This window comes from Mycobacterium sp. ACS4054, assembly GCF_001667275.1.
GTDB lineage: Bacteria > Actinomycetota > Actinomycetes > Mycobacteriales > Mycobacteriaceae > Mycobacterium.
In genome coordinates, this window is record NZ_LZHV01000012.1 from 31,269 (window position 1) to 56,207 (window position 24,939).

The window sequence follows — 24,939 nt, forward strand, 5'->3', positions numbered from 1 at the left end:
GAGACGTCCGTCGTGCGCTCCTACAGCATGCAGGAGACGCAGCCCTCGACCTCGGTGCCCTCGAGCGCCATCTGGCGCAGTCGGATGTAGTAGAGCGTCTTGATGCCCTTGCGCCAGGCGTAGATCTGCGCCTTATTCACGTCGCGGGTGGTGGCGGTGTCCTTGAAGAACAGCGTCAGGCTCAGCCCCTGGTCCACGTGCTGGGTGGCCGCGGCGTAGGTGTCGATGACCTTCTCATAGCCGATCTCGTAGGCATCCTGGAAGTACTCCAGGTTGTCGTTGGTCATGTAGGGCGCCGGGTAGTAGACGCGGCCGATCTTGCCTTCCTTGCGGATCTCGACCTTGCTGGCGATCGGGTGGATCGAACTGGTCGAGTGGTTGATGTAGGAGATCGACCCCGTCGGCGGGACGGCCTGCAGGTTCTGGTTGTAAATGCCGTACTCCTGCACCGACTCCTTCAGCCGCTTCCAGTCGTCCTGGGTCGGGATCCGGATGTCCGCGTCGGCGAACAGCTGACGCACCTTGTCGGTCTGCGGCTCCCACACCTGGTCGGTGTACTTGTCGAAGAACTCCCCCGACTTGTACTTCGACCGCTCGAAACCGCCGAACGCGCTCCCCCGTTCGATCGCGATGCGGTTCGAAGCTCGCAGCGCGTGATACAGCACGGTGTAGAAGTAGATGTTGGTGAAGTCGATGCCTTCCTCGGAGCCGTAGAAGATGTGCTCCCGGGCGAGGTACCCGTGCAGGTTCATCTGGCCCAGCCCGATGGCGTGGGATTCGTTGTTGCCCTGCTCGATTGAGGGCACCGAGGTGATGTGCGTCTGGTCGCTCACCGCGGTCAGCGCCCGGATCGCCACCTCGATGGTCTGCGCGAAGTCCGGGGAGTCCATCGCCTTGGCGATGTTCAGCGAACCAAGGTTGCACGAAATGTCCTTGCCCACTTTGGAATACGACAGATCATCGTTGAACTCCGACGGCGTGGACACCTGCAGGATCTCCGAGCACAGGTTCGAGTGCGTGATCTTGCCCTCGATCGGGTTGGCCCGGTTCACCGTGTCCTCGAACATGATGTAGGGGTAGCCGGACTCGAACTGCAGCTCGGCGAGTGTCTGGAAGAACTCGCGCGCCTTGATCTTCGTCTTGCGGATGCGCGCGTCGTCGACCATCTCGTAGTACTTCTCGGTCACCGAGATGTCGGCGAACGGCACGCCGTAGACCCGCTCGACGTCGTACGGCGAGAACAGGTACATGTCCTCGTTCTTCTTGGCCAGCTCGAAGGTGATGTCGGGGATCACGACGCCCAGGCTCAGCGTCTTGATCCGGATCTTCTCGTCGGCGTTCTCCCGCTTGGTGTCCAGGAAACGGTAGATGTCCGGGTGGTGCGCGTGCAGGTACACCGCGCCGGCGCCCTGGCGCGCGCCCAGCTGGTTGGCGTAGGAGAACGAGTCCTCCAGCAGCTTCATGATCGGGATGACGCCCGAGGACTGGTTCTCGATGTTCTTGATCGGCGCCCCGTGCTCGCGAATGTTGCTCAGCAGCAACGCAACCCCACCCCCGCGCTTGGACAGCTGCAGCGCGGAGTTGATCGAGCGGCCGATCGACTCCATGTTGTCCTCGATGCGCAGCAGAAAGCAGCTCACCGGCTCGCCGCGCTGCTTCTTGCCCGAGTTGAGGAACGTCGGGGTGGCCGGCTGGAAGCGGCCGTCGATGATCTCGTCGACCAGCTTCTCGGCCAGCCCGGTGTCGCCGGCGGCCAGCGTCAGCGCCACCATCACCACGCGGTCCTCGAAGCGCTCCAGGTAGCGCTTCCCGTCGAACGTCTTCAGCGTGTAGGAGGTGTAGTACTTGAACGCGCCCAGGAACGTCGGGAACCGGAACTTCTTGGCGTAGGCGCGGTCCAGCAGCTCCTTGACGAAGTTGCGCGAGTACTGGTCGAGAACCTCACGCTCGTAATAGTTCTCGCGGATCAGGTAGTCGAGCTTCTCATCCTGGTTGTGGAAGAAGACGGTGTTCTGGTTGACGTGCTGCAGGAAGTACTGCCGCGCCGCCAGCACGTCTTTGTCGAACTGGATCTTGCCGTCTGCGTCATACAGATTCAGCATGGCGTTCAGCGCGTGGTAGTCCGTTTCACCGGGCAACGCGTGCGCGCCGGAGGTTACAGGCTCTGCAGTGACGGTTGGTGGCACGTCTGTTCCTTCCAGAAGTCAGCCAGGCCCGCGCGAACGGCGTCCACGTCGTCCGGGGTTCCCATCAGTTCGAAGCGGTAAAGGTAGGGCACGCCGCATTTGCGCGAGATCACGTTGCCCGCGTAAGCGAATTCGGCGCCGAAGTTGTTGTTGCCCGCGGCGATGACGCCACGGATCAACGACCGGTTCTGCTCGTTGTTCAAGAATGCGATGACCTGCTTGGGCACGTAGCCACCGGCGTTGACGTCCGGGGTGGCGCGGCCGCCGCCGTACGTGGGCAGGATCAGCACGTACGGCTGGTCGACCTCGATGCGGCCATGCAGCGGTATCCGCGTGGCGGGAACACCCAACTTCTGCACGAAGCGGTGGGTGTTCTCCGACACGGAGGAGAAATAGACCAGTGACGATCGCAAGCTCGGCGCAGCCGGGCGCTGCGGGTCGTCACTCATCCAAGCCAGGTTGCGCTGCGTGCTATCCATGGCACCGCAACCTCCTTCGTTACCTAACGTCCGTCGCTAACACTCAAGCGCTGAGCGCCGCCTCCGACAGGGCCTTGATGCGGTCCGGCCGGAAACCCGACCAGTGGTCGTTGCCGGCCACCACCACGGGAGCCTGCAGGTAGCCAAGCGCCATCACGTAGTCGCGCGCCTCGTTGTCCAGCGTGATGTCGACCTTCTCGTAGCCGATGCCCTGCTTGTCGAGGGCCTTGAACGTGGCGCTGCACTGCACGCATGCCGGCTTGGTGTACACGGTGATGCTCATGGAAGCCGCTCCTTTGCGGAAGGTGGGACCTGTAACGGACTGGCAACTACTCGGTACTACGTCTTCGCTGTGTTACAGCGGGCCGTCAAGCCCCCACATTCCCGTCCTGCGGCCGCCCAGCGTCGAATGACCTGGTGAGCCGATTTCGGGTGGTGAACCAGGCCCCGGTCGGCCTGGTGAACCTGGGATCTGCCGGTGCTCGAAACACTACACCTAGTGGCTGACAAGATGTCGAGATACAACATGTTCGGAATAACATTTCTGAAATTCGCTGGTCGTGGGGCCTCCGCAAGACACGCGCCCGGCGTGTCGCAGGTCACATTTCCACCGAAGTCGCCCATGCGAATGGTTGTATCACCGGACACCGACAACTCCCGGCGGCGCCGGTGCGTCCCGACCGCCCCGGGCCGCAGCCAGCAAAGCCGCCAGCCGGGGGCTGGCGGCTTTGGCTATGCGATTGCGGCAACCTGGCTGGTCGCCCGGCGGGCGGCTTGTCGACTTCCGCCAATCAGCCGACTTCGGCGGCCAGCTTTCCGACGACATCGCGCACGCTGCCCGAGAGATCGGCGTGCTCCGCGGGCGCCTTGCCCTCCAGGGTCTTGAACGGCACCGAGAGTTTGAGCGAGTCGACCACCCGCGCCCCGGCGATGCCGAACGACTTACGGGTTTCGTCGTGCGCCCACACGCCGCCGTACTGGCCGAAGGATCCCCCGATGACGGCCAGCGGCTTGCCCTTCAGCGCGCCGTTGCCGAACGGGCGAGACAGCCAGTCGATCGCGTTCTTGATGACGGCCGGGATGCTGCCGTTGTATTCCGGGGTGACCACGAGCGCGGCGTCAGACTCGGCCGCGGCGGTGCGCAGCGCGGTCACCGGGTCCAGCGGCGGCGCGTCGGCGTTCATCGCGTCGTCGATTTCCTCGTTGTAGAACGGCAGCTCCCCCAGCCCGTCAAACACCGTCACGGTGACACCGTCGGGAGCGATGTCCGCCGCCAACTGGGCGATCTGACGATTGATCGACGCCGAGCGCAGGCTCCCCACCAGCGCCAAAACCTTGATGTTGTCCGCCACCGTCGTAGTTTCCCTTCGCTTGTTGGTTTCCATCCTCGCACGCTGCAACCGGACTATGGTCCGCTTCTATTCCCGCCGCGTTAAAGTACTGGGGTGAGCACTATCGAGCGGCTCGGCGACATGCCCGTCTGGGCACCCCAAGCGGCCGCGCCGGAACGGGGTGACGCAGCGCGCAACCGCGCGCTCCTCGTGGACGCGGCCCGGCGCCTGGTCGCAGAGCGCGGCGCCGACGCGGTCACCATGGACGACGTCGCCGCCGCCGCCGGCGTCGGCAAGGGCACGTTGTTTCGCCGGTTCGGCAGCCGCGCCGGCCTGATGATGGTGCTGCTCGACGAGGACGAGCGAGCCAGCCAGCAGGCTTTCATCTTCGGGCCGCCACCGCTGGGACCCGACGCCACACCGATGGAGCGGCTGGTGGCCTTCGGCCGGGAACGGATCCGCTTCGCCCACGCCCATCGCGACCTGCTGGCCGAGGCCCACCGCGATCCGCAGACTCGCTACAGCGCGCCCGTCTTGGTGCACCACACCCATATCCGGGTGTTGCTGCAGGCGGCGCACACCACCGGTGATCTCGACGTCCAGACCGACGCCCTGCTGGCCCTGCTGCACGTCAACTATGTGGAACATCAGCTCAACGAGGGCGGCCATACCCTTCAATCCCTGGGCGACGCGTGGGAAAGCCTGGCGCGCAAGCTTTGTGGGCGATAGCCGATGACCGAGCCGGCGCCCAGCTGGGTCCTGCACGTCGACCTCGATCAGTTTCTGGCATCGGTGGAGTTGCGCCGCCACCCCGAGCTGACCGGGCTGCCGGTCATCGTCGGCGGCAGCGGCGATCCGACCGAACCGCGCAAGGTGGTCACCTGTGCCTCGTATGAAGCCCGGGAATTCGGCGTGCACGCCGGGATGCCGTTGCGGACGGCCGCGCGACGCTGCCCCGAGGCGACGTTTCTGCCGTCGGACGCGTCCGCCTACGACGCGGCGTCCGACGAGGTGATGGGGTTGCTGCGCGACCTGGGACACCCGGTCGAGGTGTGGGGCTGGGACGAGGCGTACGTCGGGGTGACGGGCGCCGATCCGGCCGAAGTGGCCGAAGAGATCCGAACCGTCATCTCGTCGGAAACCGGCCTGTCCTGCTCGGTGGGAATCAGCGACAACAAACAGCGCGCCAAGGTCGCGACCGGCTTCGCCAAACCGGCGGGCATCTTCGCGCTCACCGACGCGAATTGGATGACCCTGATGGCGGACCGCCCGGTCGACGCGCTTTGGGGCGTGGGCCCCAAGACGGCGAAGAAGCTTGCGGCGCTGGGGATATCGACGGTGTGGGAGCTCGCGCACAGCGATGCCGAGTTGCTGAGCGCAACGTTCGGCCCACGCACCGGCCTCTGGCTGCTGCTACTGGCCAAGGGCGGCGGTGACGCGCAAGTCAGCGCCGAGCCGTGGATCCCGCGCTCGCGCAGCCACGTCGTCACTTTCCCGCGTGACCTCACCGACCGCGCCGAAATGGATTCGGCCATCACGCAGTTGGCCGACCAGGCGCTGGCGGACGTGCTCGCGTCGGGCCGAATCGTGACCCGGGTCGCGGTCACCGTGCGCACCGCGACCTTCTACACCCGCACCAAGATTCGCAAGCTGGAAACACCGACGACCGATCGCGACACCATCGTCGCGGCGGCGCTGCGCGTCCTAAACCTATTCGAGCTCGACCGCCCGGTCCGGCTGCTCGGGGTGCGTCTCGAACTGGCCATGCCGGACTAGCGGCGCGGGGGCGGGCCGCAACGCGCGGGTGAACACCGCGTTGACCTGGCGCATGGCCACGCTGTAGGGCCACCACGCCAGCCGCTTGAACGCGTACAGCGCCCGGATGTCGGGCGAGGTGTAGATCAGGTAGCGGTTCTTGGCGACGCCGGCCAAGATCTTCGCGGCCGCCTTCTCCGGTGAGACGGCGTGACCGCTGAACCGGTTCACCCAGCGGGCCACCTTCGGATCTTCGCGGTCCACGCCGGCGATCTCCACGGTTTGCACCAGGGGCGTGTTCACCGCGCCCGGCACCACGACCGAGACCCCGATGCGGTGGCGGGCCAGATCGAAGCGCAACACCTCCGACAGCCCGCGCAGGCCGTACTTGCTCGCGCTGTAGGCGGCATGCCACGGCAGCGCGACCAACCCGGCCGCCGATGACACGTTCACCAGGTGCCCGCCGTTGTGGGCCGCCACCATCGCCGGGACGAACGTCTCGATGACGTGGATCGGCCCCATCAGGTTGATCGCGATCATCTTGCTCCACTGCTCGTGCGTCAGCCGGTCGACGGTTCCCCAGGCGGACACTCCGGCGATGTTGAGCACGACGTCCATGCTCGGGTGGTCGCGGTGGATGTCGGCGGCGAAGGCCGCCACCTCGTCGTAGTCGGCGATGTCAAGGGCGCGATGCGCGGGGACTCGCGCGCCGAGCGCGCGGGCGTCGGCCACCGTTGACTCCAAGCCGTTGCGGTCGCGGTCGGTCAGATACAGTTCGGCGCCCTGCGCCGCCAGCCGCAGCGCGGTGGCGCGGCCGATGCCGCTGGCCGCGCCGGTGACCAGACATCGTTTGTCTGCGAAGTACCCCTGCTGCCCCATTGCCGTGACGATACCGGCGGTAACGGTCTACGGGCGCCCGGCCCACAGCGCGTGCAGCCACAACCGCTCGAGCACGCGCACGCGACGGTCGAGGTCGCTGTCGCGGCCGGCCAGGATGGGATCGCCGGTCAGCATCAGCGCGGTGGTACCGGCCAGGGTGCGGATCAGGGTGGGCAGGTCGTCGCTGATCGGGTGGGCGGTCCCGGCCTTCATCTCGGCCTCGACGATGGCGACGATCTGGCCCAGCACCACCTCGAATTGCTGGTCCATCAGGTTGCGGATCTCGACGTCGGTGTTGCGGGCCTCGTTGCACGCGGTCATCACCGGGTCGTTGTGCGCGTACACCGCAGCCGCGCTGCCGACCATGCGTTTGGCGAACTGCTCCGGCGACTCGCCCGGCTGGCGCGGGGCGAAATCCTGCGTGAGCTCCTCGAGCTCCGCGGCGGCCTCGGCCATCAACTGGGCGAGCACGGCGTACTTGGAGTCGAAGTAGAAGTAGAAGCCGGACCGGGCCACTCCGGCCCGAAGACTGATGGTGCTGACCGACAGATCCGCGAATGGCTTTTCCTGCAGCATCTCCCGCACGGCCTGCAGGATCGCCTGGCGCTGTTTGTCACCGCGCCGCTGCCCGCCCGGCTCGCCGGTGGCGGGGTGGATGCTCATTCCCTGACCTTGCACCACGCCGATCAAAAAGCAAACTTGACAGCCGTCAAGTTTTTTCCGAAGGTTAGGAGACAGTGACGGCTGTCACGTGGGAGGGACCGCAAAGGAGCGTCTATGACCGCCACGATCAGCACCCCGCAATACCTGCTGGACCAGGCGCGGCGCCGGTTCACCCCGTCGCTGAACACGATCCCGGGGATGGGTGCGGTCGAGAAGCGCCTGCTCGCCCACGACTGGGAAGTCAAAGTCCTGGCCGAACCGCCTGCCGGCAGCGGCCTCAAGCCGGTGGTGGGCGATGCCGGACTCCCGATCCTGGGGCACATCATCGAGATGTTCCGGGGCGGGCCCGACTACGCGCTGCACCTGTACCGCACCCGCGGGCCCCTGCACTTCCTCGACTCGCCGATCATGCCCGCGGTCACCGCGCTGGGCCCGGACGCCACCCAGGCCGTGTTCTCGAACAAGAACAAGGACTTCTCGCAGCGGGGTTGGCATCCGGTGATCGGGCCGTTCTTCAACCGCGGCCTGATGATGCTGGACTTCGACGAGCACATGTACCACCGGCGCATCATGCAGGAGGCGTTCACCCGCACCCGCCTGACCGGTTACGTCGAGCACATCGACCGGGTGGCGAGCGACATCGTGGCCCACTGGCCCACGAACGACGCGCGGTTCCTGTTCCACCCGGCGATGAAGGAACTCACCCTGGACATCGCGTCCCTGGTGTTCATGGGGCACGAGCCGGGCACCGACCACGACCTCGTCACCAAGGTCAACCAGGCGTTCACGATCACGACCCGCGCGGGCGGGGCGATCATCCGGCAGCCCCTTCCGCCGTTCAAGTGGTGGCGCGGTCTGAAGGCCCGCAAGCTGCTCGAGGATTACTTCATCGAACGGGTCCGGGATCGCCGCCAGGCGACCGGCACCGACATGCTCACCGTGCTCTGCCACACCGAAGACGACGACGGCAACAGCTTCACCGACGAAGACATCGTCAACCACATGATCTTCTTGATGATGGCCGCCCACGACACGTCCACCTCGACGACCACCACGATGGTCTACAACATGGCCGCGAACCCGGAGTGGCAGGAGCGGGCGCGCGAAGAGTCGGCGCGGCTGGGCGACGGGCCGCTGGACATCGAGGCGCTGGAGAAGCTGGAAACGCTCGAACTGATCATGAACGAGTCGCTGCGCATGGTGACGCCGCTGCCGTTCAACATGCGGCAGGCGGTGCGCGACACCGAGCTGCTCGGCCATTACATCCCGGCCGGCACCAACATCACCATCTGGCCCGGCATGAACCACCGGCTGCCCGAATTGTGGACGGACCCAGGCAAATTCGACCCCGAACGGTTCGCCGAGCCGCGCTCGGAGCACAAGAAGCACCGCTACGCCTTCGCGCCCTTCGGCGGCGGCGCGCACAAGTGCATCGGCATGGTGTTCGGTCAGCTGGAGGTCAAGACCGTCGTGCACCGGCTGCTGCGCCGCTACCGGCTGGAGCTGGCCCGCCCGGGCTACCAGCCGCACTGGGACTACGGCGGCATGCCGATACCGATGGACGGCATGCCGATCGTGCTGCGCCCGCTCTGATTAATCGCGAGCAGACGCAAAATCGCGCCCGGCGGCCGACCTGCGTGCGATTTTGCGTCCGCTCGACACCTCAAGCTAGCCGATCAACCGGTTCGCGCAGGCGATCATCGCGCGCAGGGCCGACTGCGTCGGATCGTCGGAGAAACCCACGGCCCACTCGTCGCGGGCGCCGTCGCTGCCGCGGACGAACGTCGCGGTGCGCCCACCGGATTGCAGCTGATGAAAGCTGAGGATTTCCAACGGGATTCCGCGCTCGTGCAGCATCGCGCCGAGAGCCGCGATGGGGCCGCCTGCCGCGGCGGTTGAGGTGCCGATGCGGTCACCCACGGCGATGACGGCCCGGAAGTCGCGGGCCTGCGGTCCCAGCAGCCGGCGGCCGGTGTCGGTGCACTCCCACGTGCCCAGCCGGATCGGTCCCGCGGACGGCGCGTAGGTCGCGACGAAACGCTCCCAGGTCATCGCGTACGCCCGCTCCCGCAGACCACGGGGCAGCGCGGCGCCGAACTGCCGGGCGAACCACACCGTGGCGAGGCATTGGCTGGCTGAAGTGCTGGAGGGGTCGAGCCGCTCGGGGATAGTCATGTGCCGGTCTTCTTCGGTCGAAAGGAGTGACCGACGGCGGTAGCTTCCGACCCACAGCGGGGGGTCGGTCTAGGTCAGACCCCGCTGCGGGTGCTAGCTACTACCACGCGATCGAGAAGACGCACGAGCGCCGACATTAGCCGCACACCCCCCTGACGTGCAACTTCCGCGAAAAAGCAATTCGGTAAAAACATTGGTTTACGCGTGTGCAACAGGGGGTATGAAGCCGAAGCGACAGTCGTTCAACGTCTGTCCAATTACCCCTTACACATGGATGAAAGAAGGCTCATCATGAAGGCGAAGGGCACCAGGAAAAACCTCAAAGCTGCCGCGGCGGCCGCCGGGGTCGCCGCGGTATTGCTACTCCCGACCGGATGCGCGTCAGCCGCGGCCGGCAGCGGGGGCCTCGTCGGCGGCACCACCGGTGGCACGGTGGGCGGGATCGTGGGCGGCATCACTGGCGGCCTCGGCCTTTAACTGATTACCTCAAGCAGCCCTCGGGTCTCCCGGGGGCTGCTTGCGTTCAACCCGTCGGCCCCGCCGACGCGTCGAACCGCAGATACGCCTGGATGGTCGTGCCGCTGGGGGTGGTGTGGGTGCGCACCAGATCCGAAATGGCGTTGACCAGGTACAGGCCCCGGCTGGCGGGGCCGCACGGACCCGGGTCCAGCCGGCCGACCAAGGGATCGTCGAAGCATCCGGTGTCCCGCGCCTCGCACACCAGATAACCGTCGTCGCGCCAGAAGGCGAGCTGGCACGCGCCGTCGGTGTACATCAAGCTGTTGCTGGCCAGTTCGGTCGCCACCAATTGCAGGTCTTCGATGCCGTCCTGGGACAACCCGATCCAGCCGGCGTAGTCGACCGCGAACGACCGCGCGGGGCTGAGGTCCGTGGACTTGCTGACGGTGTAGGTGACGGCACCCGGATTGGCGGGCAGCGGCCGGTTGCAGCGCCGCAGGGCGGCGTCGGGGGCGTACTCGGCGCTGCGTTGCAGCGCACCACCGCTCAGCAGCAGGGGATGCGTGGCCCGGGCGTCGGCCAGCACCTCGTCGGCAAGCCGGCTCCCGTCGTAGAGACATAGATTGGTCGCCTGGTAGCCGTCCATCGCCCCGTTGACCAACGCCTCGTGTTCCACGCAGGCGACCAATTCCTCGCCGCTGCGGCCGGGCCAGGCGAGTTGGCTGACGATCCGCACCCGCCGGTCGGGATGGTCGTCGACGAAGGCACCCTCCATCGCCATGAACCGGCTGGGGTTGCGGGCCTCCTCGGTGACGTCGACCGTCTGCACATCCGGCGGCAAGCCGCCGTCGGCCGCCATCGCGTCGTGCAGCAACGCCAGCTTGTCGGACGGCACCGCGACCAGTACCGCCTCCCCGGTCGCCAACCCGTCGCCGATGAAGCGGGTCACCGCATCCAGATACTCCTGCTGGGATTGGTAGATAAGCGCCGAGTGGACGAAGCCGATCTGGGTGCCCGCCATCACTCCGGCACTCTCACTTTCGATCACAAACGCCAACCCCCTGCTGGACCGGCCGTTAACTTTCTCCCTCCCCAATACCCCCGAGGGGCCTTCGATATACCGAGCTACAGATCACATCCCGGACTCAGTACGTGTCAGAGCCACCAGGAGGCGGCGGCGTCCAGATGACGGCGAACGCGATAGCGGGCCAGGCTCTCGTCACCCGCCTCGATCGCGTCCACGATCCGCAGGTGCGCGTGGTGTACCGCAAGGACGTCGGCCCAGGTCGGCGCCGCCTGCCCGGAGCTTGACCAGTGCCGCCGGAACAGCTCGACGATGATGCGCAGGAACAGGTCGAGCAGCGTGTTGCCGGCCCGCTGGGCCAGTCCGATGTGGAACCGGAACTCTTCGGCCGCCGCGTCGCCCAGATCGCCGGGTGTTTCGGAGACCTCGGACCGGTGGGCGGTGAGGAACGCGGCCACCTCGGCTTCGCCGCGCCGCTTGACCACCTTGGCGACGTTGTCGATTTCGATGGCGTCGCGGACGCAACGCAGGTCTTCCCGGCTCGGGTCGCGGTACTGCAGGTACATGGCGATGGTGTCGATGCTGGCTTGCGCCTGGGGTTGGGCGATGACGAGGCCGCCGCCCGGTCCGCGGCGCATGTGCGCGATCGAGTGGTATTCGAGCAACCGGACGGCCTCGCGAAACACCGCCCGGCTCACCCGGTATCGCTCCAGTAGGGCCGCCTCCGTGCCGAGCACGGAACCGACCCGCCAGCCGCCGGCGGCGATGTCGTCGCCGATCGTGACCGCCAGCATCTCCGCGAGTTTGCCGCGGGGCGCCTCGGTGTTGAGCGGCCGCCGCTTGCGCCGCCGGCTCGCGCTGCCGGGGTGATGGCGCTGCAGCCAGGCCGTCACGGCCTCGACGTGGCGTTCGCTGAGCGTTTTTGCCCGCGCCGGGTCGCCGGAGGTGACGGCCTCGACGATCTCGGAGTGATCGACGTGCATCCGGTCGACCGCCTCGATGGCCTCGGTGGCCGTGTCCGTTCGCGACTGCAGGGCGTAGCGGGTGGTGAGTCGCATCAGCACGTCGATAAACAGTTGCAGCACCGGGTTTTTCGATTGCTCGGCCAGGGCGATGTGGAACTCGTCGCGCGGCGTCGGCAGCCCAGGCTTCCATTCTTCTTCGCCCCGCAACACCGCCCGCAGCCGTGCGATGCCCGCCTCGTCGATCCGTTCCGCGGCCAGCGACGCGGCCAACGGTTCGAGCACCAGGCGCGCGTTGAGCAGGTCACCCAGCGTCGTGCCCAGATACTCGAGATAGATGACGACGGCGCGAGTGGCGGGGCCGGCGTCGGGCTCGCAGATGATCAGCCCGCCGCCCGGCCCGCGCCGCATGCGTGCCACCTGATGGTGTTCGACCAGCCGGACCGCCTCGCGCAGCACCGAGCGGCTCACCCCGAATCGCTCCTGCAAGGCGGGTTCGGAACCCAGCGATTCCCCGGTGGCCCAGCCGCGGCGGACGATGTCGGCCTCGAGCTCGCGCGCGATCCTGGAAGCCAGCTTGTTCGCCAGGCCGGTGCTCATGTCAGGGCCAATAACGTTTCGGCGCAACAATTTTCAGCATGTCAGCAACATGCAGCCGGCGACGGGCCCGCCCCCCACGGACACCACACCGACCTCCGGGCGACGCGACACCTGCCGGTCGGCCGCCTCGCCGCGCAACTGCAGACACCCCTCGTGCAGCGCCCAGTAGCCGTGCATGCGCCCGGCCGACAGCTGACCGCCGTAGGTGTTCAGGGGCAGCACCCCGTCGCGGGCGATCCGCGAGCCACCCTCGACGAAGGGCCCCGCCTCGCCGTCGCCGCAGACTCCCAGGGCTTCCAGCCACGCGAGGGTCAGATAGGTGAACCCGTCGTACAGCTCGGCGACCTCGAGATTCGACGGCTTGAGGTCGGTGCGCGACCACATCTGCGCCGCCGCGTCCGACATCGCCATCTTCGGGTAGTCGTCCCGGTGAAACCAGCCGCCGGCGCCGTCGGACCCACCGATCGCCTCCACCGCGACCGCGCGGTGCGGGCAGTCGCGCGCGTACTCGGCGCGCGAGACCACCACCGCGATCGAGCCGTCGATCGGGACGTCGCAGTCCAGCAGCCCGAACGGGGTGGAAACCGGCCGCGCGCTGAGGTAGTCGGCCATGGTCATCGGGTCGCGGTATACGGCGCGCGGATTCAACGCCGCGTTGCGCCTGCCGTTGAGGGCCACCCAGCCGAGCTGTTGCTTGGTGGTGCCGTACAGCTCCATGTGGCGCCGGCAGTTGAGCGCCAGCCAGTTCGCGGCCGAGTACGCGTTCGCGGCGACGAGGTCGTTGACGTCGTCCATCGCGCCGACGGCGGGGCGGTCGGCACCCTCGGGCGCCTCAAACATCCGCGCAAGGGGCGGCGCGGGCGCGTTCTCCTGCGGCTTCACCGGGACGGTGCCCCCGAGCATCTGGATGGTCCGGTACACCACCACGTGGCGGGCGCGCCGCTCGGCGACCGCGCGGCAGGCCGACATCACCGGGCTGAGCAGGCCGCCGGTGCCGAAGCCCGAACCACAGTCGGCGGCCTCGATTCCCAGCTCGGCGTTGACCTCGCCGGCAGGGGTGTCACCCAGCGTCGCGATGCCGTCGATGTCGGCGGCGACCAGCCCGGCGTCCTCGACGGCGGCCCGCACCGCCTCCATGGTCAGGTCCAGGCCGGCGATGCCGGTGCGGCGGCCGATCCGGGAGATGCCGATGCCGGACAGGATCGCGTCCTTCTCGAAATGCGTCATGCCCACCGCCCGTCAGCCCATAGCCCGCATCGAATCAATTGAGTGTACTGTATTCGTCGTGCCGGACGAGCCGCTGCTCATCGATTACTGCGCCGACTGCGCGCGCTGGGTGCATCCGCCTGCCGGCGAATGCCGCACGTGTGGCGCAAAGCTGGTCGCGCGGCCCGTTTCCGGGCGGGGCGCGGTCTTCACGTACACGGTGAACCACCACCCGTACAACCCGGAACTGCCCGTCCCGTACGTGATCGCCATCGTCGAACTCGCCGAACAACACGGCCTGCGGGTGGCGGCCAACATCGTTGGCTGCGAACCCGATTCGGTCAAGTGCGGGATGCCCGTCGAGCTGCAGCCGGAAAAGGGCAGCGGCGGGGCGCCGCTGTTCGCGCCGGCCTGAGCCTCGACGGGGCTAGTTGATCAGCGGGTCGCGCGGCATGCCGAGAATCCGCTCGGCGATCTGGTTGCGGGTGACCTCCGAGGTGCCCCCCGCGATCGCCATGCCACGGGCCCCCATCGTCAGCCGGCCGACCACCGCGGCGGGGCCGTCCATCAGCGCGACGTCCGGCCCCGACAGCGCCGCCCAGATCGCGGCGCCGTCCACCATGTGCTCGGCCAGCTTGAGCTTGGTGATGTTGCCCTCCGGACCGGGGCCCGCCCCCTCTACGCTGCGCGCGGCGCGTCGAAGGTTGAGCAGCCGCAGGGCGTGATCGTCGGCGAGGAAGGACCCGATCCGAATCGGCGCGCCGGCCAAGCGATCTGACTGCTGCGAAGCGAGCTGCACCAGCGTGGCCGCCAGGCCCTCGTAGAACGAACCGCTGCCGCCGATGCTGACCCGCTCGTTGCCCAGGGTCGCGCGGGCGACGGTCCACCCGGAGTTGGGCGCGCCGACGACGTCCTCGTCGGGGACGAACACGTCGTTGAAGAACACCTCGTTGAATTCCGAGCCGCCGGTGATCTGCCGCAACGGCCGCACCTCGACGCCCGGGCCTTTCATGTCGATGATCACGGTCGTGATGCCGGCGTGCTTGGGGGCATCGGGGTCGGTGCGCACGGTGGCCAGGCCGCGTGCGCAGTATTGCGCGCCGCTGGTCCACACCTTCTGCCCGTTGATCTTCCAGCCGCCGTCCACCCGAACGGCACGGGTCTTGACCGACGCCGCGTCGGAGCCGGCCTCGGGTTCGGAGAACAGCTGGCACCAGATCTCTTCCTGGCGGAGCGCCTTCTCCACGAATCTTTCGATCTGCCAATCGGTTCCGTGCTGGATCAGGGTCAAGATCACCCAACCGGTGATGGAGTAGTCGGGCCGCTTGATGCCGGCCGCGCGGAACTCCTCCTCGATGACCAACTGCTCCACCGCGTCGGCGGCCCGCCCCCAGGGCTTGGGCCAGTGCGGCATGACGTAGCCCGTCTCGATCAGTTTGTCGCGTTGCGCCTCTTTGTCCAGCTTGGCGATCTCGGCGGCGTCGGCGTGGATGCGGGTGCGCAGTTCCTCCGCCTCGGGCGGCAGGTCCAAACTGTTCTCCCGCTTGGCGCCGGCGGCGGTGCGCTCGAAGACATCCCGGGCCGGCGCGTCCCCGCCGAACAGCGCCGCGATCACCAGCGCGCGGCGCAGGTGCAGATGCGCGTCGTGCTCCCAGGTGAACCCGATGCCGCCGTGCACCTGGATGTTCAGCTCGGCGTTGCGCGCATAAGCGGGGAACGCCAGGGCCGCCGCCACCCCGGCGACCAGCTGGAACTGGTCCTCGTCCTCGCTCGCCGCGCGCGAGGCGTCCCACACCGCGGCGATCGCCGACTCGGCGGACACCAGCATGTTCGCGCAATGATGCTTGACCGCTTGGAAAGTCGCGATGGTCCGGCCGAACTGCTGGCGCACCTTGGCGTAGTCCACGGCGGCCTCCACACAGTCCGCGGCGCCGCCCACCGCCTCGGCGGCCAGCAGGGTGCGGGCCCGGGCCAGCGCCGCGGCCCGGGCGCCCGTCAGGATGTCGGCGGCGCCGACGTCCACGTTTTCGAGGCGGACGCGACCGGATCGCCGGGTCGGGTCGAAGTTGTCCGGCACCTGCACCGTCACGCCGGCGCGGCCGCGCTCCAGCACGAGTACGTCCTCGCCCGCGGCGATCAGCAGCAGCTCGGCCAGCCCGGCGCCCAGCACGATCCCGGCGTCACCGTCGGCGACCCCGTTGTTCAGCTGCACATTGCCGTCCAGGCCGATCCCCGCGGTGACGGTGCCGTCGATCAACCCGGACAACAAGCGCGATTTCTGTTCGGCGCTACCGCCTTTGGCGATCACCGCCGAGGCGATCACGGTCGGCACGAACGGTCCCGGCGCCACGGCGCGGCCGAGTTCTTCGACCACCACCACGAGCTCGGGCAGGCCGAAGCCGGAGCCGCCGTGCTCCTCGTCGATGTGCAGGCCCAGCCACCCCAGTTCGACGAGGTTCTGCCAGAACGGGGGCCGGGACTCCTCGGCGGCGTCGAGCAGGGACCGCGCCGCCCAACGGGCCTTCTGCGAGGTCAGGAACGCGCGGGCGACATCGGCGAGTTCGCGGTGGTCGTCGGTCAGTGCGATACCCATGAGGGGCCCTCCTCGCTACCGGCTGGGTAGCCTGCCCCGCTTCGAGGGGAAGCGGGGCGGCTGCCTAAAGAGTGTACTTAATGCGGGGAGGGCGGCCCGTGGGGGTGGCTACTTGGGCGCGAACCGCTGGCCGGCGTCCAGCCGCAGGCACTGGCCGTTGAGCATCGGGTTGTCCACGATGGCCGCCACCAGCTTCGCGTACTCGATCGGCCGGCCAAGGCGCTTGGGGAAGGCCGCGTCCTTCGTGAGCGCCGACGCGAATTCGTCGGGAATGCCCTGGGTCAGCCCCGTGGCGAACAGGCTCGGCGCGATCGCCAGCACCCGGATGCCCAGCGAGCCCAGGTCGCGCGCCATGGTCAGGCACATACCCGCGATGCCCGCCTTGGCGGCGGTGTAGGCGACCTGCCCGATCTGGCCCTCGAAGGCCGCGATCGAGGCGGTGTTGATGATGACGCCGCGCTCCTCGTCCTCTGGCTCGTTCTTGGCCATGTGGGCGGCGGCCAGCCGGCTGATGTTGAACGTGGCGATCAGGTTGAGGTCGATGACGGATTGGAAGGACTCGAGGTCGTGCGGGCCGGACTTGGTCATCGTCCGCTTGGCGATGCCACCGCCGGCGGTCGTGATGATGACGTGCAGGCCGCCCAGCTTGTCGACGGCGGTCTGCAGCGTCTCCTCGGTTCCGGTGAAGTCGGTGACGTCAACCGGGTAGAACGCGCCCTTGACACCCTCGGCGACCGTCTTGCCGTCGGAACCCTCGCGGTCGAGGATCGCGACCTGCGCCCCGCGCTCGGCCAGCAGCTCCGCCGAGGCGCGACCCATCCCCGACGCGCCGCCGATGACGACGACCTTCTTTCCGTTGATCTCCATCCGGGCCTCTCCTTGTGGGTTGTCAGATTCCTTGCAATCTGTAACGTTAGGTAGCACGCTAGCGTGTCCGCCCCCGAGGGTTGACCCCGCCTTGTCGGTGAGCCGTGACAAGCTGATTTGGTGCTCCTTGTCGACGTGGCGACGACGTCGCTTGACGTGGGCGGAACGTCGTCGCGGCTGAGCAAGGTCGCCCACATCGCCGACCTGTTGCGCCGCGCCGCCGACGACCCCGACGGCGGCGTCGCGATCGTGGTCTCCTGGCTCTCCGGTGAGCTGCGGCAGCGCCAGATCGGGGTCGGCTGGGCGGCGTTGCGGTCCCGCCCGCCACCGGCGCCGCATCCGACGTTGACCGTCACCGGGGTGGACGCCCGCTTCTCGGAGATCGGGGCGGTGTCGGGCAAAGGGTCGCAGGCCCGGCGCGCCGAGTTGATCGCCGGCCTGTTCGCCGCAGCGACGGAAGCCGAGCAGGCGTTTCTGCTGCGACTGCTCGGCGGGGAGCTACGCCAGGGGGCGCTGGCCGGGATCATGGCCGACGCGGTGGCCAAGGCCGCCGGCATCCCGGTCGCGTCGGTACAACGGGCCGCGATGCTGGGCGGGGACCTGCCGGCCGTCGCGGCGGCGGCCTTGGGGACCGGGGCGCCGGGCCTGGACGCGTTCACCCTGCGGGTCGGCCGGCCGGTCGGGCCGATGCTGGCGCAGACCGCCACCGGGGTGGCCGACGCGCTCGAGAGGCACGGCGGGGCAACGATTTTCGAGGCGAAGCTGGACGGTGCCCGGGTGCAGATCCACCGGTCCGGCGACGAGGTCACCGTCTACACGCGCAGCCTCGACGACGTCACCGCCCGCCTGCCCGAGGTGGTGGAGGCGACGCTGGCGCTGCCGGTCCGCGACCTCATCGCCGACGGCGAGGCGATCGCGCTGCGGCCCGACAACTCACCACACCGCTTCCAGGTCACCGCGTCGCGGTTCGGCCGATCGGTCGATGTGGCGAAAGCCCGTGCGGCGCAGCCGCTCTCGGTGTTCTTCTTCGACATCCTGCATCGCGACGGCGTCGACCTGCTCGACGCGCCGACCACCGAGCGGCTGGCGGACCTGGACGCGCTGGTGCCGGCCGCGCAGCGGGTGGATCGGCTACTCACCTCGGACCCGGGGGCGGCGGCCGGCTTCCTGGACGCGACGCTGGCCGCCGGCCACGAGGGCGTCCTGGCCAAGGCGCCGGACGCGCCGTACCAGGCGGGCCGCCGCGGCGCGGGCTGGCTGAAGGTCAAGCCCGTGCACACCCTGGACCTGGTGGTGCTCGCCGTCGAGTGGGGATCCGGGCGCCGAAGCGGCAAGCTGTCCAACATCCACCTCGGGGCGCGCGACCCGGCCACCGGTGAATTCGTCATGGTGGGAAAGACTTTCAAGGGCATGACCGACGCCATGCTGGACTGGCAGACCGCGCGGTTCAGCGAACTCGCGGTCGGCGGCACCGACGGGTACGTGGTCCGATTGCGCCCCGAGCAGGTGGTCGAGATCGCCCTCGACGGCGTCCAGAAATCCTCGCGCTATCCCGGCGGTGTCGCGCTGCGGTTCGCCCGGGTGGTGCGCTACCGCGACGACAAAAGCCCGGCCGAGGCGGACACCATCGATGCCGTGCGCGCGCTGTATTGACAAAGCACGCGCAATTAATTTCCCGGGCGTAGGGTTTCGGCCGTGGCAGTCAAGGAGCAGGACAAAGACGTCAGCTACATCCACACCGACAACGACCTGCCGCCCGTCGCGATCATCGACCGCTCCCCCATCACCGCCCGGCACAAGATCGTGTTCGGGGTCATCGCCGTGCTCGGCGCCGTCGCGTGGGCCATCATCGCGTTCGCCCGCGGCGAGACGGTGAACGCGGTCTGGTTCGTGGTCGCGGCGATCTGCACCTACATCATCGGCTACCGGTTCTACGCCCGGCTGATCGAAATGAAGATCGTTCGCCCGCGCGACGACCACGCCACCCCGGCCGAGGTGCTCGACGACGGCACCGACTACGTGCCCACCGACCGGCGCGTGCTGTTCGGGCATCATTTCGCCGCCATCGCTGGGGCCGGGCCGCTGGTCGGCCCGGTGCTGGCCACCCAGATGGGTTACCTGCCGGGCAGCATCTGGATCATCCTCGGCGCGGTGTTCGGCGGCTGCGTGCAGGACTACCTGGTGCTGTGGATCTCCACCCGCCGCCGGGGCCGCTCCCTGGGCCAGATGGCCCGCGACGAGCTGGGCGCGGTGGGCGGGGCGGCCGCCCTGCTCGGGGTCCTGGTGATCATGGTGATCCTGATCGCGGTGCTGGCCCTGATCGTGGTCAAGGCCTTGGCCGAAAGCCCGTGGGGCGTGTTCTCCATCGCCATGACCATTCCCATCGCCCTGTTCATGGGGATCTACCTGCGGTTCCTGCGCCCCGGGCGGGTGTCGGAGGTGTCGGTGATCGGGTTCGCGCTGCTGCTGGCCGCGGTGGCGTCCGGCAACTGGGTCGCCGAAACACCTTGGGGCGCATCCTGGTTCACGCTGTCCCCGGTGACGTTGTGCTGGTGCATGATCGTCTACGGTTTCGCCGCATCGGTGTTGCCCGTGTGGTTGCTGCTGGCGCCGCGCGACTACCTGTCGACGTTCATGAAGGTCGGCGCCATCGCGCTGCTCGCGGTCGGCATCTGCATCGCGCGGCCGGTCATGCAGGCGCCCGCGATCTCGCAGTTCGCCACCAAGGGCAACGGTCCGGTGTTCGCCGGCTCGCTGTTCCCGTTCCTGTTCATCACCATCGCGTGCGGCGCCCTGTCGGGATTCCACTCGCTGATCTCGTCCGGGACGACGCCCAAGCTGCTGGAGAAGGAAGGCCAGATGCGGCTGATCGGCTACGGCGGCATGATCACCGAGTCGTTCGTCGCCGTCATGGCGTTGATCACCGCGTCGATCATCAACCAGCATCTCTACTTCACGATCAACGCGCCGGCAGCGCAGACCGGCGCCACCGCGGCCCGCGCCGCGGACTACGTCAACTCGCTCGGACTGCGCGGCCCCCCGGCCACCGCCGACCAGATCGGCCAGGCCGCCGCCAGCGTCGGCGAAAAGTCGATCGTGTCGCGCACCGGCGGGGCGCCGACACTCGCCTGGGGAATGTCCGAGGTGCTGCAGCGGGTGTTCGGCGGCGCGGGGCTGAAGTCCTTCTGGTATCACTTCGCGATCATGTTCGAGGCGCTGTTCATTCTGACCACCCTCGACGCGGGCACCCGGGTGAACCGCTTCATGCTGTCCGACACGCTGGGCAACCTGGGCGGCCCGCTGACCAAGCTGCGCAATCCGAGTTGGCGGCCCGGCGTGTGGATCTGCAGCCTGGCGGTGGTCGCCGCCTGGGGCAGCACCCTGCTGATGGGTGTGACCGATCCGCTGGGCGGCATCAACACGCTGTTCCCGCTGTTCGGTATCGCCAACCAGCTCCTGGCCGGAATCGCGCTGACCGTCATCACCGTGGTGGTGATCAAGAAGGGCCTGCTGAGATGGGCGTGGATTCCGGGGGTTCCGCTGCTGTGGGACCTGGCGGTCACGCTGACCGCGTCCTGGCAGAAGATCTTCTCCGGGGATCCCGCGGTCGGTTACTGGACTCAACACGCCCAGTACTCGGCGGCGCAGCGGGCCGGCAAGACCGCGTTCGGCGCGGCCAAGAATCCCCATCAGCTCGACGAGGTCATCAGGAACACCTTCATCCAGGGCACCCTGTCCATCGTCTTTGCGCTCGTGGTTCTCATCGTCTTCGTCGCGGGAGTTGTGGTCGCCGCCAGGGCAATTCGTGGCGGCGGGCGGCCGCTGACCGAGGAGGACCCGGTGCCGTCGAAGCGGTTCGCGCCCTCGGGCCTGGTCCCCACGGCCGCCGAACGCGCGCTGCAGAGACGATGGGACGCGCCGGGCGAAAAGGTCGTGTCGAACTCCCCGGCGCGGTCCTAAACTTGCGCGATGAGAGTCGGCATCGACTTTGGCACCACACACACCGTCGTTGCGGCCGTCGACCGAGGCAACTATCCCGTCATCTCGTTTGACGGCGTCGACGCGTGGCCGTCGATCGTCGCGGCCAACGCGGCCGGGGAGCTGCGGTTCGGCGCGCAGGCCGCCGCCGTCCGCCACGACCCCGAGTGGTCGGTGCTGCGCTCGTTCAAACGTCTGCTCAACGACGCCGGACCGCAGACCGAGGTGACCCTCGCCGGCCGCCGCCATCGGCTGGCCGACCTGCTCGCCGGTTTTCTGGCCCAGCTGAAAAGCGACCTGCTGCGTCGCTCCAACGCCACTCTCACCGCGACCGAAACCATCGAGGCCGCCATCAGCGTGCCGGCCAACGCCTCGAGCGCCCAACGCCTGCTGACGCTGGACGCCTTCGTCGCGGCGGGATTCGACGTCGTGGCCCTGCTCAACGAGCCGTCGGCGGCGAGCCTGGAGTACGCGCATCGGTACCGCTCCACCATCACCGCCAAACGGGAGTACGTCCTCATCTACGACCTGGGCGGGGGCACCTTCGACGCCTCGCTGCTCAAGATGACCGGGCACGCGAACGAGGTCGTCATCAGCGAGGGCATTCAGCGCCTCGGCGGCGACGACTTCGACGAAGCGATCGCGGACCTGGTCCTGGCGCGCTCGCAGCTGACCGGGGTCGGCGCCGCGGGCCGCGAGTTGCTGCGGGAGGAGTGCGCCGCCCGCAAGGAGGCCGTCGGGCCGCAGACCCGCCGCTTCCTGGTGGACCTCACCGGGGTCGACGGCACCGACCGGCCCCCGTTTTCCTGCCCGGTCGACGACGTCTATGCGGTGTGCGCGCCGCTCGTCGACAAGACCATGGAGCTGCTCGGGCGCGTGCTGCACACCCCCGGCGGGGGCGACGTCACGTGGTCGGAGGTCGCCGGCATCTACGTCGTCGGAGGAGCCGGCAGCTTCCCGCTGGTATCGCGGATGCTGCGCACCGCCTTCGGTGACAAGCGGGTGAAGCGCTCGCCGCATCCGTTCGCGGCGACCGCGATCGGCCTGGCGGTGTTCCTCGACAAGGAATCCGATTTCGCACTCTCCGAACGCTTCTCGCGCAACTTCGGGGTCTTCCGCGAGGCCGAAGCCGGCGCCGGCGTCGTCTTCGACCCGATCGTGTGCAAGGACGTGTCCCTGCCGTCCGACGGGCGCACCCCGCTGGTGGTGAAGCGCAGCTACCGCGCGGCGCACAACATCGGCCACTTCCGGTTCGTGGAATGCAGCCGCCTGGTCAACGGCCGGCCGGACGGCGACGTGACGCCCTACGATCCGGTCCTCTTCCCCTTCGACCCGGCGCTGCGCGACCGCGACGACCTCGGACGCCAGCCGGTCGGCCGGTGGCGGGACGGGCCCGACGTGGAGGAGCGTTACGTCATCGCCCCCAGCGGCGCGGTGGAGGTCACCCTGACGACACAGCCGGCCGGTTTCGAGCGCACCTTCCGCCTGCAGCGGCGCGCCTCCGCGAGCGCGTGACGCGCCATGGAGCTGTATGACGTCATGCGAACGACTTTCGCGGCGCGCGAATTCACCGACGACCCGGTGCCCGACGAGGTCCTGGGCCGCATCTTCGACAACGCGCGCTTCGCCCCCAGCGGCGGCAACCGGCAGGGCGCCCACGTCACCGTGGTGCGCGACGCGGACGCCCGTCGCCGGCTCGCCGAGCTGGGCAAGGGTGCGGCCCGCCGCTACTTCGCGCAGCTGCAGGCGGGCGAAAACCCCTGGAACTCAGTGCGTCCCAGCGAGGTGCCGCAGCAGGTCATCGATCAGACGGACATTCCGGACACGTTCGTCGCGCCGATCGCCAATGCGCCCGTCGTCCTTGTGGTTTCGGTCGACCTGACCGTCGTCGCCGCCATCGATCAAGATCTGGATCGGGTCGGCCTGGCCGGCGGTGCATCGGTGTACCCGCTCATCTGGAACATCTTGCTGGCCGCCCGCAACGAGGGGTACGGCGGCACCATCACGACGATGGCCATCGCGGCCGAGGAGCAAGTCCGTGAATTGCTCGGCATCCCGGATCAGCACGCGGTCGTCGCGGTCGTGCCGCTCGGCAAACCCGTGCGGCAGCTTAGGAAGCTGCGCCGCCGCCCGGTCGCGGAGTTCGTCACCCACGACCGCTTCGACGGTCCGGCATTCGAGGGCTAGCGGGCCGGTCCGACGTTATGCGATGACATCGGCATAGATGTCCAGGAGCCGGAACCTTGCCGCGTCGAGATACTCTCCGAGAATCGCGATCACCCGCTTCTGCAGCTCGTATCCCAGTTCGTGGTCCTCTTCGCACTTGCCGCGCAGGCAGTTGCCGTCGAAACCGATGGCGCGTGTCGTTTCAACGGCGCGGGCGTCGAACCGCGAGTTGTACGGCGGCACCAACCACGACCAGCCAAGGATGTCTCCGGCTTCGAGCGTCTGAACCGTCAAACCGCCCCGGCCCGGGACCGGGGTTTCGAGCGCGATCCTGCCGGCGCGGATGAGGTAGAAGTGATCGGCGGGATAGCCCTCGCGGAAGATCAACTCGCCCGCGGCGAAGCGCAGGTTTGCCGCACAGCCAACCGCCCACTGCAAATAGCGCGGGTCCATCCCGCCGAAGAACGGGTGTCTGGACAGAACGCCTTCTAGCGTCCTCACTGCCTGTTTCCTTCACCGGAGCCAATCAGCTGCTTGAGAAGGACGATAGTTGCCTGTCGGACGCCTGACCACCCCCGTACGATGTTTTCGTGATCCCCCGCGATTTCCCGACGAGGGATGGAGCCGACGCGCCATAGTCTGACAACACATTTCACGGTGCTGGTGCCGTCCCGGCGAGAGGAACTACGCCCATGGCCACGTGGCTCATCACCGGCTGCTCGACCGGACTCGGTCGCGCGCTGGCCCAAGCGGTCATCGGCTCCGGGCACAACGCGGTGGTCACCGCCCGCGACGCCGCGAAGGTCGCCGATCTCGTGGACGCGGCCCCGGACCGGGCGCTGGCTCTCACCCTTGACGTCACCGACCCGGCGCACGTCGCCTCGGCCGTGCGGCAGGCCGACGACCGGTTCGGCGGCGTCGACGTGCTCGTCAACAACGCGGGCTACGGCTACCGCGCCGCGATCGAGGAGGGTGACGACGCAGAGGTGCGCACCCTGTTCGACACGCACTTCTTCGGCTCCGTCGCGATGATCAAGGCCGTCCTGCCCGGCATGCGGGCGCGCCGCAGCGGCGCGATCGTCAACATCTCCTCGATCGGCGCGACGGTGAACCCGGTGGGGTCCGGCTACTACGCGGCGGCCAAGTCCGCGATCGAGGGCATGAGCGGCACCTTGCGCGGTGAGCTTGCGCCGCTGGGCATTTCGGTGACCACCGTCGAGCCCGGCGCGTTCCGCACCGATTTCGCCGGCCGCTCGCTCATCCAGTCGGCCACCGTCATCGACGACTACGCCGACACCGCCGGCAAGCGCCGCAAGGAAAACGACACGATGCACGGCAACCAGGCCGGCGACCCCGCCAAGGCCGCCGCCGCGATCATCGCGGCCGTCGAATCCGCCGAGCCCCCCGGCTTTTTGCTGCTCGGCCCCGACGCGCTGGCCCTCTATCGCCACGTCGCGGACACGCGGGCGATCGAGATCGCGAACTCAGAAGAGCTGACCAGCGGCACTAACTTCGGGCCGTGACGGGCCGGCAGTCAACCCGTTGAGGGCCTTTCAGCCCTACTTTGCCTCGAGGCGGCCGGCTTAGCATCGGCTCATTCTGCAGGCCCTTACTGT

23 protein-coding genes are annotated in these 24,939 nt (G+C 68.2%); 10 read left to right on the plus strand and 13 right to left on the minus strand.

The window, feature by feature from the left end:
• Positions 1–20 precede the first annotated feature (20 nt).
• The 4 genes from nrdE to A5730_RS01415 all read right to left on the minus strand — a co-directional run bounded on the left by nrdE (position 21) and on the right by A5730_RS01415 (position 4,050).
• Positions 21–2,186: a class 1b ribonucleoside-diphosphate reductase subunit alpha gene (gene nrdE, locus A5730_RS01400; RefSeq protein ID WP_067894594.1), complete on the minus strand. Its 2,166-nt coding sequence runs from the start codon at positions 2,184–2,186 to the stop codon at positions 21–23.
• A complete protein-coding gene (nrdI, locus tag A5730_RS01405; protein ID WP_067894790.1) occupies positions 2,156–2,635 on the minus strand; it encodes a class Ib ribonucleoside-diphosphate reductase assembly flavoprotein NrdI in 480 nt (159 codons plus the stop codon). The genes nrdE and nrdI overlap by 31 nt, the downstream gene beginning before the upstream one ends.
• Before the next feature lie 73 nt (positions 2,636–2,708).
• Positions 2,709–2,948, minus strand: a complete 240-nt coding sequence (locus A5730_RS01410) for a redoxin NrdH (RefSeq protein ID WP_055403351.1) — start codon at positions 2,946–2,948, stop codon at positions 2,709–2,711.
• Positions 2,949–3,456: 508 nt separating this feature from the next.
• Positions 3,457–4,050 (minus strand): NAD(P)H-dependent oxidoreductase, encoded by a 594-nt coding sequence (locus tag A5730_RS01415; protein ID WP_082946666.1) that lies wholly within the window; start codon positions 4,048–4,050, stop codon positions 3,457–3,459.
• Between the two features lie 60 nt (positions 4,051–4,110).
• Between A5730_RS01415 and A5730_RS01420 the strand changes: the two genes are divergently transcribed.
• Both A5730_RS01420 and A5730_RS01425 read left to right on the plus strand, forming a co-directional pair.
• On the plus strand, positions 4,111–4,725 hold the full coding sequence (locus A5730_RS01420; protein WP_067894596.1) for a TetR/AcrR family transcriptional regulator: 615 nt from the start codon (positions 4,111–4,113) through the stop codon (positions 4,723–4,725).
• A 3-nt stretch (positions 4,726–4,728) separates the two neighbouring features.
• Positions 4,729–5,772 carry a DNA polymerase IV gene (locus tag A5730_RS01425; protein WP_067894598.1) on the plus strand — a complete coding sequence of 348 codons (1,044 nt, stop codon included), beginning with the start codon at positions 4,729–4,731 and terminating at the stop codon, positions 5,770–5,772.
• On the opposite strand, the gene A5730_RS01430 is transcribed toward A5730_RS01425, so the two are convergent.
• Both A5730_RS01430 and A5730_RS01435 read right to left on the minus strand, forming a co-directional pair.
• Positions 5,707–6,630: an SDR family oxidoreductase gene (locus A5730_RS01430; RefSeq protein ID WP_067894601.1), complete on the minus strand. Its 924-nt coding sequence runs from the start codon at positions 6,628–6,630 to the stop codon at positions 5,707–5,709. The two genes, A5730_RS01425 and A5730_RS01430, sit on opposite strands and share 66 nt — an antisense overlap.
• A 27-nt stretch (positions 6,631–6,657) precedes the next feature.
• Positions 6,658–7,293 (minus strand): TetR/AcrR family transcriptional regulator, encoded by a 636-nt coding sequence (locus A5730_RS01435; protein ID WP_067894604.1) that lies wholly within the window; start codon positions 7,291–7,293, stop codon positions 6,658–6,660.
• Positions 7,294–7,407: 114 nt separating this feature from the next.
• Between A5730_RS01435 and A5730_RS01440 the strand changes: the two genes are divergently transcribed.
• Positions 7,408–8,886 (plus strand): cytochrome P450, encoded by a 1,479-nt coding sequence (locus tag A5730_RS01440; protein WP_067894606.1) that lies wholly within the window; start codon positions 7,408–7,410, stop codon positions 8,884–8,886.
• A 75-nt stretch (positions 8,887–8,961) separates the two neighbouring features.
• Here A5730_RS01440 and A5730_RS01445 read toward each other — a convergent pair whose 3' ends face one another.
• Positions 8,962–9,468, minus strand: a complete 507-nt coding sequence (locus A5730_RS01445) for a homocitrate synthase (RefSeq protein ID WP_067894610.1) — start codon at positions 9,466–9,468, stop codon at positions 8,962–8,964.
• 291 nt (positions 9,469–9,759) lie between these two features.
• On the opposite strand from A5730_RS01445, the gene A5730_RS01450 reads away from it, so the two are divergent.
• Positions 9,760–9,945, plus strand: a complete 186-nt coding sequence (locus A5730_RS01450; RefSeq protein WP_055403359.1) for a hypothetical protein — start codon at positions 9,760–9,762, stop codon at positions 9,943–9,945.
• A gap of 46 nt (positions 9,946–9,991) precedes the next feature.
• Here A5730_RS01450 and A5730_RS01455 read toward each other — a convergent pair whose 3' ends face one another.
• The 3 genes from A5730_RS01455 to A5730_RS01465 form a co-directional block, all read right to left on the minus strand.
• A complete protein-coding gene (locus A5730_RS01455) occupies positions 9,992–10,975 on the minus strand; it encodes a sensor histidine kinase (protein ID WP_067894796.1) in 984 nt (327 codons plus the stop codon).
• Between the two features lie 107 nt (positions 10,976–11,082).
• Positions 11,083–12,513, minus strand: a complete 1,431-nt coding sequence (locus tag A5730_RS01460) for a FadR/GntR family transcriptional regulator (protein WP_067894612.1) — start codon at positions 12,511–12,513, stop codon at positions 11,083–11,085.
• Positions 12,514–12,546: 33 nt separating this feature from the next.
• Positions 12,547–13,740, minus strand: a complete 1,194-nt coding sequence (locus A5730_RS01465) for a thiolase family protein (RefSeq protein ID WP_067894617.1) — start codon at positions 13,738–13,740, stop codon at positions 12,547–12,549.
• Between the two features lie 58 nt (positions 13,741–13,798).
• Between A5730_RS01465 and A5730_RS01470 the strand changes: the two genes are divergently transcribed.
• The gene (locus A5730_RS01470) at positions 13,799–14,134 is read left to right on the plus strand and encodes a Zn-ribbon domain-containing OB-fold protein (protein WP_067894619.1); all 336 of its coding nucleotides are present in this window, start codon (positions 13,799–13,801) and stop codon (positions 14,132–14,134) included.
• Between the two features lie 12 nt (positions 14,135–14,146).
• On the opposite strand, the gene A5730_RS01475 is transcribed toward A5730_RS01470, so the two are convergent.
• Positions 14,147–16,312 (minus strand): acyl-CoA dehydrogenase, encoded by a 2,166-nt coding sequence (locus A5730_RS01475; RefSeq protein WP_067894622.1) that lies wholly within the window; start codon positions 16,310–16,312, stop codon positions 14,147–14,149.
• 108 nt (positions 16,313–16,420) lie between these two features.
• Complete coding sequence (locus A5730_RS01480; protein WP_067894625.1) at positions 16,421–17,179, minus strand: SDR family NAD(P)-dependent oxidoreductase; 759 nt, start codon at positions 17,177–17,179, stop codon at positions 16,421–16,423.
• Between the two features lie 120 nt (positions 17,180–17,299).
• Between A5730_RS01480 and A5730_RS01485 the strand changes: the two genes are divergently transcribed.
• The 4 genes from A5730_RS01485 to A5730_RS01500 are packed head-to-tail and all read left to right on the plus strand — an operon-like array spanning position 17,300 to position 23,344.
• Complete coding sequence (locus A5730_RS01485; protein WP_067894799.1) at positions 17,300–18,832, plus strand: ATP-dependent DNA ligase; 1,533 nt, start codon at positions 17,300–17,302, stop codon at positions 18,830–18,832.
• Positions 18,833–18,874: 42 nt separating this feature from the next.
• A complete protein-coding gene (locus tag A5730_RS01490; RefSeq protein ID WP_067894628.1) occupies positions 18,875–21,139 on the plus strand; it encodes a carbon starvation CstA family protein in 2,265 nt (754 codons plus the stop codon).
• A gap of 9 nt (positions 21,140–21,148) precedes the next feature.
• Positions 21,149–22,672, plus strand: a complete 1,524-nt coding sequence (locus tag A5730_RS01495) for an Hsp70 family protein (RefSeq protein WP_067894631.1) — start codon at positions 21,149–21,151, stop codon at positions 22,670–22,672.
• Positions 22,673–22,678: 6 nt separating this feature from the next.
• Positions 22,679–23,344: a nitroreductase family protein gene (locus A5730_RS01500; protein WP_067894634.1), complete on the plus strand. Its 666-nt coding sequence runs from the start codon at positions 22,679–22,681 to the stop codon at positions 23,342–23,344.
• Between the two features lie 15 nt (positions 23,345–23,359).
• On the opposite strand, the gene A5730_RS01505 is transcribed toward A5730_RS01500, so the two are convergent.
• The gene (locus tag A5730_RS01505) at positions 23,360–23,776 is read right to left on the minus strand and encodes a cyclic nucleotide-binding domain-containing protein (protein WP_197506092.1); all 417 of its coding nucleotides are present in this window, start codon (positions 23,774–23,776) and stop codon (positions 23,360–23,362) included.
• Positions 23,777–24,015: 239 nt separating this feature from the next.
• Between A5730_RS01505 and A5730_RS01510 the strand changes: the two genes are divergently transcribed.
• Positions 24,016–24,846, plus strand: coding sequence for an oxidoreductase (locus A5730_RS01510; protein ID WP_067894640.1), 831 nt, complete (start codon positions 24,016–24,018; stop codon positions 24,844–24,846).
• Positions 24,847–24,939: the final 93 nt, after the last annotated feature.